Origin of the sequence: Vibrio sp. T3Y01 (assembly GCF_013114525.1) — a bacterium.
GTDB classification, from domain to species: domain Bacteria; phylum Pseudomonadota; class Gammaproteobacteria; order Enterobacterales; family Vibrionaceae; genus Vibrio; species Vibrio chagasii_B.
In genome coordinates, this window is the sequence record NZ_VTXJ01000005.1 from 235,432 (window position 1) to 245,513 (window position 10,082).

The 10,082-nt window shown below is 45.1% G+C and carries 10 protein-coding genes; 3 read left to right on the forward strand and 7 right to left on the reverse strand.

Annotation, left to right across the window (positions count from 1 at the left end; all coding sequences use genetic code 11):
* Nucleotides 1-44: 44 nt before the first annotated feature.
* Nucleotides 45-2,432: a YgiQ family radical SAM protein gene (locus F0232_RS07890; protein WP_171750737.1), complete on the reverse strand. Its 2,388-nt coding sequence runs from the start codon at nt 2,430-2,432 to the stop codon at nt 45-47.
* Nucleotides 2,433-2,670: 238 nt separating this feature from the next.
* On the opposite strand from F0232_RS07890, the gene F0232_RS07895 reads away from it, so the two are divergent.
* The gene (locus F0232_RS07895; RefSeq protein WP_061032823.1) at nt 2,671-3,351 is read left to right on the forward strand and encodes a hypothetical protein; all 681 of its coding nucleotides are present in this window, start codon (nt 2,671-2,673) and stop codon (nt 3,349-3,351) included.
* A 97-nt stretch (nt 3,352-3,448) separates the two neighbouring features.
* Nucleotides 3,449-3,649 (forward strand): DUF4250 domain-containing protein, encoded by a 201-nt coding sequence (locus tag F0232_RS07900; protein ID WP_004741624.1) that lies wholly within the window; start codon nt 3,449-3,451, stop codon nt 3,647-3,649.
* A 117-nt stretch (nt 3,650-3,766) separates the two neighbouring features.
* Here F0232_RS07900 and F0232_RS07905 read toward each other — a convergent pair whose 3' ends face one another.
* Nucleotides 3,767-4,678 carry a LysR substrate-binding domain-containing protein gene (locus F0232_RS07905; RefSeq protein WP_008219852.1) on the reverse strand — a complete coding sequence of 304 codons (912 nt, stop codon included), beginning with the start codon at nt 4,676-4,678 and terminating at the stop codon, nt 3,767-3,769.
* A gap of 281 nt (nt 4,679-4,959) precedes the next feature.
* Between F0232_RS07905 and metE the strand changes: the two genes are divergently transcribed.
* Nucleotides 4,960-7,305, forward strand: coding sequence for a 5-methyltetrahydropteroyltriglutamate--homocysteine S-methyltransferase (metE, locus tag F0232_RS07910; protein ID WP_105057355.1), 2,346 nt, complete (start codon nt 4,960-4,962; stop codon nt 7,303-7,305).
* A 115-nt stretch (nt 7,306-7,420) separates the two neighbouring features.
* On the opposite strand, the gene F0232_RS07915 is transcribed toward metE, so the two are convergent.
* The 5 genes from F0232_RS07915 to F0232_RS07935 form a co-directional block, all read right to left on the reverse strand.
* Nucleotides 7,421-7,816, reverse strand: a complete 396-nt coding sequence (locus F0232_RS07915) for a GspS/AspS pilotin family protein (RefSeq protein WP_017069993.1) — start codon at nt 7,814-7,816, stop codon at nt 7,421-7,423.
* Nucleotide 7,817: 1 nt separating this feature from the next.
* Complete coding sequence (locus tag F0232_RS07920) at nt 7,818-8,114, reverse strand: YciI family protein (protein WP_061032821.1); 297 nt, start codon at nt 8,112-8,114, stop codon at nt 7,818-7,820.
* A gap of 187 nt (nt 8,115-8,301) precedes the next feature.
* A complete protein-coding gene (gene yciA / locus F0232_RS07925; protein WP_004741235.1) occupies nt 8,302-8,700 on the reverse strand; it encodes an acyl-CoA thioester hydrolase YciA in 399 nt (132 codons plus the stop codon).
* 264 nt (nt 8,701-8,964) lie between these two features.
* Nucleotides 8,965-9,546, reverse strand: coding sequence for a septation protein A (locus F0232_RS07930; RefSeq protein WP_105057354.1), 582 nt, complete (start codon nt 9,544-9,546; stop codon nt 8,965-8,967).
* 109 nt (nt 9,547-9,655) lie between these two features.
* A complete protein-coding gene (locus F0232_RS07935) occupies nt 9,656-9,904 on the reverse strand; it encodes a hypothetical protein (protein ID WP_004741237.1) in 249 nt (82 codons plus the stop codon).
* Nucleotides 9,905-10,082: the final 178 nt, after the last annotated feature.

Sequence of the window (10,082 nt, forward strand, 5' to 3'; positions counted from 1 at the left end):
TGCGCTTTGTGTTTTTATGTTCGCTAATGGTATCTGTTTACATACTAGCGTTGTGCAGCTCGTTGACGATTCTTTCCGTTACCAGCCGGCTTTCCACTTTGACCGTTACCGCCTTTATTGCGGTTTGGTTTGCCGTTTCCGCTGCCAGTGCCTTGTGATTGACCACCAGGACCTTTCTTGATGAAGCCAGTTGCTGGTTTACGAGAGTTCCCATTACCGCCACCGTTACCTTGGCCACCATTGCTGTTACCAGTAGGTTTCTTACCCCCTGGTTTTGGCTTATTGCCACCAAGTTTAGAGTGGTTACGTGGCTTCTCACCGCCTAAACCCGGTTGAGATTTGCTGTGTTTAGTAGCAAAACGTTGTGAACCGTGACGACCAGACTTGCGACGCTGCGCTGGTGTTTGGGCATCAAAGTCATCCTCAGGAACCAAGCAACCTGGTTTATCACCGATTAGGTGTTTTTTACCCATTTCGATCAGCGCTTCACGGATCAGTTTCCAGTTCTCTGGATCGTGGTAGCGAAGCAGTGCTTTATGCAGACGACGTTGACGGTCACCTTTTGGCACAGGGATATCTTCACGTTTTTTGTATTTAACGCGTTTCAGAGGGTTTGTCTCTGAGTAGTACATCGACGTTGCGTTACACATTGGCGATGGGTAGAAGTTCTGTACTTGGTCACATTCATACTTGTGCTTTTTCAGCCACAACGCCAGGTTAAGCATGTCTTCATCTTCTGTGCCCGGGTGAGCTGAGATGAAGTAAGGAATTAGGTACTGTTTCTTACCGGCTTCAGCGCTGTACTTCTCGAACATCTCTTTGAAACGATCGTAAGTGCCCATACCCGGCTTCATCATCAGATCCAGAGGGCCTTTCTCAGTATGCTCTGGAGCAATCTTCAAATAGCCACCTACGTGGTGCGTTACAAGCTCACGCACGTATTCTGGTGATTCAATCGCTAAGTCGTAACGAACACCGGAAGCGATCATGATCTTCTTAACGCCTGGTACTTTTCTCGCTGAACGGTACAGGTCGATGGTGTGTTTGTGGTCTGTGTTTAGCTTCTCACAGATTTTCGGGAACACACACGATGGACGGCGACAGTTCACTTCTGCTTTCGGGTCTGAACAACCTAAACGGTACATGTTCGCCGTAGGGCCGCCCAAGTCAGAAATGGTACCAGTAAAGCCAGGTACTTTATCTTTGATGTCTTCGATCTCATCCAAGATAGATTCTTTTGAACGGTTCTGGATGATACGACCTTCATGTTCTGTGATTGAACAGAAAGAACAACCACCAAAACAGCCACGCATGATGTTTACCGAGGTTTTGATCATCTCGTAGGCTGGAATCTTTGCTTTGCCGTACATCGGGTGAGGTACACGCTTATAAGCAAGGCCAAACACGTAATCCATCTCTTCTGTTGCTAGAGGGATTGGTGCTTGGTTAACCCAAAGCTCGCGGTCACCGTGACGTTGAATCAGAGCACGGCCTGAGTACGGGTTTGTCTCTAGGTGTAAGATACGGCTTGCGTGAGCGTAAAGAATACGGTCGTTGTTAAGCTTTTCGAACGCAGGTATACGAACCGCGGTTGTTTTCGCATCGTGACGAGAAGGGCGAATCGTAATTGGTTGCGCCTTTGGTTCTTCATCTTTTTTGGTATCGCATTGCGTTTCCACTTCGTACGGGTTTACTGGTACGTAAGCTTTATTTGGCTTTTCGATACGAGAAGAGTCGATGATCTTGTAACCTTCAGGTGCAGCAGGCAGGTTGATTGCCGTACCACGAATATTGGTGAGGTTAGAGATCTCTTCACCATCAGCAAGGCGGTGTGCCACTTCTACTAGTGCACGTTCTGCGTTACCAAATAGCAGGATGTCCGCTTTTGCATCAAACAGTACAGAGCGACGAACTTTATCCGACCAGTAGTCGTAGTGAGCTACACGACGCAAGCTCGCTTCGATACCACCCAATACGATTGGTGTGCCTTTATAAGCTTCACGACAACGCTGAGAGTAAACCAGAGTTGCACGATCAGGACGCTTACCACCTTCGTTATTTGGCGTGTATGCATCATCGTGACGTAATTTGCGATCAGAGGTATAGCGGTTGATCATGGAGTCCATGTTACCCGCAGTGATGCCGAAGAATAGGTTTGGTTTACCTAGCTTCATGAAGGCACCTTTATTGTCCCACTTCGGTTGAGCGATGATGCCCACTCGGAAGCCTTGAGCTTCAAGAAGACGGCCGATGATAGCCATACCAAAGCTCGGGTGATCAACATAAGCGTCACCAGTTACAATAATAATGTCACAGCTATCCCATCCAAGAGCATCCATCTCCTTTCTACTGGTAGGCAAAAAGGGTGCAGTTCCGTAGCACTCGGCCCAGTATTTTTTGTGTTCGTGAATAGGAGTGATATCGCTGTACATATTTCGACCTCTGATTTTTGAGGCGGGAATTATAGCGGCATGCGCCCTGACTAGCCAGTAGAACATGCCCCTGTTAGTTCTGGTGTCTTTCGCCATTTTGCAGATAAAAACGACAAAAGAGCCAAACAACAGCATAGTTGAAGGCTTGAATAACGTCGCTAATTTGTGATTTTGATTAGTGTTCACAGCAGTTTTTGATATTATTCGGCGAAAATAAGTCTAGATAAGTAGATCCACAATGGTCGAAACATTATTACTGCAATTTGCTCCAATGTTATTAGGAGCTCAACTGATCTTAACCCTGATTCTGGTGAAGGGAGATATTTGCCCAGGGCAACGTGGTCGTATCCACAAAATGTTACCTGCGATTGGCGTACTTTGGTTAGCCGTGGCTTCAGTGAAAATTGAGGCGTTTCTCGTCGTGTTCGCAATCTTTTATTTCTATTCTCAAGTTCAGACTAAGAAAACACGTGATTCGGGCCCGATTTGGGTGATGTATCTGGCGTGTGGTTTAGCGTTGTCTTACGTTGCTATCCAAGCATTTGAGCAACCAACCGTTGTAGGTATTATCACGACATTATTGTTGGTGGTTTTATTGGGTGCGGCGTTTGCTCATCTATTACTGACCATTGCAAGAACGCGCTTACAAGCGTTTCACCGTGTGCTGCCTGTTGTCGGTGTATTGACTGGAATGCTGGTGGTACTAGCGACAGTTGTGAACGTTTACTCGCTTTCTGAAGCTCAGTTAGAGCCTGTTATCTCAGCATTGCTGTTTAGCTTTGCGCTGCTTATCTCTTCAATCGTGGTGTGGTGTTGGCACCTACTGTTTGTTAAAACGCCAGAGAAGGTCCAACTTACGGTGTCATTGCTGATGTTGTTAGCCGCTGTCGTTGGTCTAACACCAATTTGGGCGCTGTAATTACCCGTTTGAGTTAAGAAGTGTGATCTGTTTTTTAGCGAGAGGCGAGTTAGCGTTCTAAACTTAATCTAGTCAGAGTGTTCGTAAGGAGTACGAGATGGATTTAAGCAACGTCAAAAGCCTAGATAGCATTATTTTGCTAGGAATAGTGAACGAAAAACTGCGCTTGGAATGCGACAGTTTTGAAGAACTCATTAGCATGTATGAAATGGATATAGAAAGTGTCGTAGGCAAGCTAGACATGCTTGGTTATCAATACGACCCACTGACGAATCAGTTTAAGTCATACGCAAGATAGTCTATTTTTCGCGATTGAACAGATATCGTAAGATAAGCGTTACTGAACCTAAAAAGTCACAGGTAATCTGTGACTTTTTTGTTTTTGTACTTTGTGTTGATCTAATAACCGATATGGTTAAACGACTTCAATCCCATCCAAGTGGCTCTTACTCTGCTGCCTTGCAGTGCTGAAGAATGCTTGCAGATAACGTTTGTCTTTCTCTGAGTTTCTTACCGCAGCGAATAGCCTTCTTGAAAGCCCTTTACCTAGAGGCTTACTAGCAATTAATCCCTGTCTTGAAAACTCGCTGATTGCCCAGTTTGGCAAGGCTGCGACCCCTAACCCTGCTGATACCATTTGCACTAACATCAAGGTGTTGTCTGCCTGCTTCCACTTCTTCGGTTCAATACCTGCAGGTTGCAAGAAGTGTTTCACCACATCTAGACGCTGCTTTTGAACTGGGTAGGAAAGCATCGTGAGATCGCTAAGATCTTGCGGATCAATGCTTGGTTTCTCGGCCAAAGGAGAGTTAATCGCCGTGATCAAACGCATCTCGAAATCGAAAAGTGGCTCATAGTGGATCTCAGAGCGAGGTTGAATGTCTGAGGTGATCACTAAATCCAACTCGCCGGCCATTAGCGCGGGTAGCGGTTCAAAGCCAAAACCGGACGAGAAATCTAGAGTCACGCTTGGCCAAGCGACTTGATACTCTTTCAATGCAGGCATTAACCATTGGAAGCATGAGTGACACTCGATCGCCATATGCAGACGCCCATTCACGTCCTCTTTGAGGCTCGCCAACTCATTCTCTGCTTTAGCGATTCTTGGTTGAATCTCATCAGCGAGCTTAAGCAAGATCTCCCCCTCTGAGGTGAACTTTACTGGCCGAGTTTTGCGCAGGAACAACTGCCCACCAATACGTGCCTCTAGATCCTTCAATTGATGAGAAAGTGCCGACTGAGTCAGGTGTAGAGAGGTTGCTGTTGCTGTGAGCGAACCGCTATCTCTCAAGGTCGTCAATGTTCGCAGATGTTTAAGCTCTATCATGAGTATTCCTCATATTCCCTAAGCTAATTCAATATTTCTTAATAATCACCCTACGGGTTTTTTTATCATTTGTAAACGTCTAGATGTCCAGATGGATTTAACTATATTCATCTCTGACTCGCTGATGATGAATATTTTTAATAAACAAGATGAATATTTGGACGTTGTTCAGCGATTCGATTCGGTAGATAGTTTAGCCATCCAGACGCCTTTTTATAAAAGAAAGAGCACAATAGGCAATCTGAAAAGAAACTAACAATTATTGAATAAGGAACAGGTTCATGACGACAACAACGCATATTCTTGGCTACCCACGTATCGGTGAAAAGCGCGAACTGAAATTCACACTCGAAAAATACTGGCGTGGTGAAATCAACCAATCAGAACTCAAACAGTTAGGTAGCGAGCTGAGAAATCGTAACTGGAATGTACAAGCTGATGCGAATCTTAGCTTTGCAACTGCGGGTGACTTCGCATGGTACGACCATGTACTGACAACGACTTTGCTATTGGGGCATGTACCAAAGCGTCATGCTGGTGGTAGCGAAGAGGAGAAAGCTTTTCCTGATTTAGATACCTTGTTCCGAGTGGGACGTGGGCAATCACAAATTGAAGCTGCTTGTTGTGGTGGGAAACATGCTTCTGAAGGCACGAAAAACGGTGCAGCGGCGTCAGATATGACCAAGTGGTTCAATACCAACTATCACTACATCGTTCCTGAGTTCAGTAAAGATGATTCGTTTGAGGTGAGCTGGCCACAATTGTTTGATGAAGTGAATGAAGCCGTTCAAGCAGGGCATAAAGTGAAGCCTGTCCTTCTTGGTCCACTGTCTTACTTGTACTTAGGGAAAGAGGTAGAAGAGGGCTTCGACCGCTTAACCTTGTTGCCCCGCTTGCTGACTGCCTACCAAGCGATTTTGGCGAAGCTTGCCAAGTTGGGGGTTGAGTGGGTTCAAATTGATGAGCCAATTCTTGCCCTCGAGCTTGAAAAACAATGGGCTGATTCATTTAAACTGGCATACCAAGTTATTCAAGGGGAAGTGAAACTGCTATTAACCACGTACTTCGACTCGGTGACAGATACTTTAGACAAAATCGTCAAACTACCGGTTAACGGGCTGCATATCGATCTAGCTGCAGCGCCACAGCAGCTTGATGAAGTCGTTAGTCAATTACCGGCGGAGTGGGTGTTGTCTGCTGGTGTGATCAACGGACGCAATGTTTGGCGAGCAGACTTAGCGACTCAACTAGCGAAACTGCAACCGGTGAAAGAGAAGTTAGGCGATAAGCTTTGGGTGGCGAGCTCATGTTCGCTGCTACACAGCCCGGTTGATTTAGAGCTAGAAGATTCGCTTAGCAACGAAGTGAAAAGCTGGTTTGCTTTCGCGAAACAGAAAGTGACGGAGGTGAGCTTATTGGGTGCCGCGCTAGACGGAGATCAAAATGCCATCTTAGCGTGTGAGACTTATAGCCAACCGATTGTTGCTCGGAAAAGCGCGACACACGTAAACAAGCCGCAGGTACAGGCTCGTATTAATACAATCACTAAAGCATTGGCAGAGCGTAGTGCCCCTTATGCAGAACGCGCTGCACACCAGTCTGAAGTGTTGGGTTTACCGTTGTTACCAACCACAACGATAGGTTCGTTCCCACAGACAGGAGAGATTCGTGTTCAACGCAGCGCGTATCGCACCGGAAAATTGAGCGAAGCGGAATACACGACCGCACTAAAAGGTCATATTGTCGACGCGGTGAAGCGTCAAGAAGCACTTGATTTGGATGTGTTGGTGCATGGTGAAGCCGAACGTAACGACATGGTGGAATACTTTGCTGAAAACCTAGCAGGCTTCCAAACCACCAAGTTTGGTTGGGTACAAAGCTATGGCTCTCGCTGCGTGAAACCTGCGATTGCGGTCGCGGATATTGAGCGTGAAAAACCGATGACGGTCGAGTGGACGACTTATGCACAATCTCTGACATCTAAGCAGATGAAAGGCATGTTGACTGGCCCTGTGACAATTCTGTGTTGGACCTTCCCACGTGAAGATATCTCGCGTAAAGAAATTACGAATCAGTTAGCGTTTGCATTACGCGATGAGGTATCTGATTTGCAAGATGCAGGAATCAACATTATCCAAATCGATGAACCAGCTATTCGTGAAGGCCTGCCGCTTAAAAAGCGTGACCATGCAGAATATTTAGAATGGGCGGTAGGTGCTTTTAAGATTTCATCGGCAAGTGCTAAACCAGAAACTCAGATTCATACGCACATGTGTTACAGCGAGTTCAATGAAATCATTGATTCAGTGGCCGCATTAGATGCTGATGTGATTACTATTGAGACGTCTCGCTCGAACATGGAACTGCTTAAAGCGTTTGAAGAGTTCAACTACCCGAACGCGATTGGCCCAGGTGTTTATGATATCCATTCACCAAATATCCCATCGCAAGAGTGGATTATTAGCCTGCTTAAGAAGGCGGCGGAAAAAATACCGGCAGAGCGCTTATGGGCAAACCCAGATTGTGGTCTTAAAACTCGCAATTGGGCAGAAACAGAAGCAGCACTGACTAACTTAGTCTCCGCGACTAAGGAATTGCGTAAAGAGTGGGAATCTGTTGAGGCATAATTTAGTCTAGGATTTTGATTGTTTAATAAAACAAAGGCCTCGCAAATGCGAGGCCCTCTAGTTTTATACTTGTTCGAATCTCGAATCTCGAATCTCGAATCTCGAATCTCGAATCTTAATTAGCGCTCTGGCAAGTATCTTTGCTTATCAGCTTCTCAACCATCAGTTGTCCGCGTGTGTTGCGGATCTTGATGTTGTAAGCCAAGCCCATATCTAGGTTTGCTCTTACTTCTGAGTTAGTACAGTAGCTATTCACACTCATATCGACAACTTGGTTTAAAGGCTTAGCACCTTTAGCATCTTGGTTGTAGATCATCATGATTTCAATCACGGTGTTTTTTGCTAGTACTCGCATAACAGACAGTGGGCCATACTCAATAGGTAGGCCTGCAGATAGCACGCCAGCACGATGCTGCGCCATCATCTCGAGTTGTCTTTGTTGGTCTTGCTCACTTGAAGCACAGCCTGCAAGCAGGATCGCGGCCAGTGAGCTAATAATCCATTTTTTCACATTAAAATACTTTCTTGAATGGTTTTACGATGACATTTTGGTAGACACCAGCGTCGATGTACGGATCTGCGTCTGCCCATGCCTGTGCGTCTTCTACAGAGTTAAACTCAGCGATTACTGTTGAACCTGTGAAACCAGCTTCGCCAGGGTTATCTGAGTCAATCGCTGGCATTGGACCCGCTGTTAATAGGCGGCCTTCATCGTGAAGTGTTTGTAGGCGTTCTAGATGTTGTGGGCGAACACTGAGGCGTTTTTCTAATGAATTTTCGACATCTTGAGAGAAAATCACGTACCACATATTGGCATATCCTTATTTTACTTCACTGAATTTGGGAGATTATAAAATAGCTATCTTGCTAATTTACGCGAACTAATTGGTATTGGAAGAGCTAATGATAAGAAATTGTGAATTGGTGCGAGAGACTTGTATGGTCTTTAGTGGTTTCACTGGTTGAGACTAAAGACCATTCCCGAAGCAAGCTAGCTTATTTCTTGATGGTTCGAGGCTTGCCACTTTCATCAACGGCTACGTAGTTGAACGTTGCACCACATACCTTGTAGCGGTCGCCAATGCCGTGATCCAGGACCGGCTTAACCCAGACTTCTAGGTCGATATTCATCGAGCTACGGCCAATCTTTGTGCAGTCACCATAAACGCACACCACATCACCAACGGATACGGGCTGCTTGAATTCAATGCTCGAAACCGACACGGTAACAATTTTGCCGTTAGAGATCTCTTTCGCCAAGATGCCGCCTGCAAGGTCGAGCTGAGACATTATCCAACCACCGAAGATTTGACCTGCTGCATTGGTATCAGAAGGCATCGCTAATGTGCGAAGAAGTAGGGAACCAATTGGGTTCAAAGTTGATTGAATCGTCATTGTTGTACTCTTGGTGGTATTGATTATCTAAATAAAAACAGAAGTGTTGGTTGGTGAAGCGCATTGGCAAACGAGCGCAATGAACAACAGAGATCAGATAGCCAATGATTTAGTGCGATTTACATTAAATAATAGGCTTTATTTTGACCAGTTTCCGCAACACAAAAAAGCTAACGGCCAATGATCACAAGTATCATTGGCCGCTAGGTATAGCATATTGACAAGAATTGTAACAAAAACGGAATGAGGACTCACCCCTTGGGGTTACTTCTTGTCAGTATTTTTATCAGTTAGCTCTTGCTGCTCTTTTTGGAGCTGTTGATCTTTTGGTAAATGCTTATAGATGTAGACGCCCGTAAGCAGCGTAAATAGTAATGTTGCTATTAGCAGGCCAAACACCTTGAAGTTAACCCATACATCCAATGGTAGGTTAAAAGCAACATATACGTTTATGATTGCGCATAGAGTGAAGAAGAATGTCCATGCCCAGTTGATCTTGCCCCATACAGCATCCGGAAGTGTAATCTCTTTACCCAACATGCCTTTAATCGCAGGTTTACCCATTAGGTGGCTTACGGTTAGGCCAATAGCGAATAGAGCGTAAACGATGGTGACTTTCCACTTTATGAAGTTGTCGTCGTGCAAGAAGATGGTCATTCCACCAAATACCGCAACCATCAGAAACGTTATCACCTGCATTTTTTCTATTTTTTTGTAGATGAAGTACGTCAAAACGATTTGTAGTGCAGAAGCGACAATCAATGCCCCAGTAGCCGTATAGATGTCGTACATCTTGTAAAGCGCGAAGAAAATGATGAGAGGGATGAAATCAAGAATTTGTTTCATATGGACTGAATATCCGGTTAGTTGAGTTACCGACAGTCTAACTAAAATTGTCTCGATGCAAAACAGCTCGAGACAATTGGGTATTAAACTGATTGAAGCTGGCAGAATTTCAACGCATCGATGACGTTTGGTAGCGAGGGATCAGCTTCTTGATATCTTCTAAATAACCTTCGCTCTTCAGATTGTCTAAAGTGTTCTCCAGCTCTTGTTCACTCATCGCGAAGCAGGTGGATTTTCCTGTCGTTAGGTCAAGATACTCGTGATATTCACGCTCAGTAAAGTGGCCGACTCTGTCCATTAACAAGGTTTTAATTCCATGGTGAATTAAGCCGTAATACGTATGTCTTTGTAAGGTCATAGCCTATCCTCCGTGACAAGCTGCAATGATGGTAAGTGATGCAACCTGCTGTATATTGGTTGGGTTATCTATGACAAAGCAATTCAAATGCCATTTTGTCTAGTTTTGCAGAACATTTCCCGTGCCATTCTGAAATGATCTTCATTTCAGATAGTTAAATGAAAGTGTTCTCGCTTCT

Excerpts from the sequence above, each read along its gene's own strand:
- F0232_RS07920 (WP_061032821.1), bottom strand. The coding sequence starts at position 8,114 with ATGTGGTACGTGATTTTCTCTCAAGATGTCGAAAATTCATTAGAAAAA.
- metE (WP_105057355.1), top strand. The coding sequence starts at position 4,960 with ATGACGACAACAACGCATATTCTTGGCTACCCACGTATCGGTGAAAAG.
- F0232_RS07900 (WP_004741624.1), top strand. The coding sequence starts at position 3,449 with ATGGATTTAAGCAACGTCAAAAGCCTAGATAGCATTATTTTGCTAGGA.
- F0232_RS07930 (WP_105057354.1), bottom strand. The coding sequence starts at position 9,546 with ATGAAACAAATTCTTGATTTCATCCCTCTCATCATTTTCTTCGCGCTT.
- F0232_RS07895 (WP_061032823.1), top strand. The coding sequence starts at position 2,671 with ATGGTCGAAACATTATTACTGCAATTTGCTCCAATGTTATTAGGAGCT.
- F0232_RS07905 (WP_008219852.1), bottom strand. The coding sequence starts at position 4,678 with ATGATAGAGCTTAAACATCTGCGAACATTGACGACCTTGAGAGATAGC.
- F0232_RS07890 (WP_171750737.1), bottom strand. The coding sequence starts at position 2,432 with ATGTACAGCGATATCACTCCTATTCACGAACACAAAAAATACTGGGCC.
- F0232_RS07935 (WP_004741237.1), bottom strand. The coding sequence starts at position 9,904 with ATGACCTTACAAAGACATACGTATTACGGCTTAATTCACCATGGAATT.
- yciA (WP_004741235.1), bottom strand. The coding sequence starts at position 8,700 with ATGACGATTCAATCAACTTTGAACCCAATTGGTTCCCTACTTCTTCGC.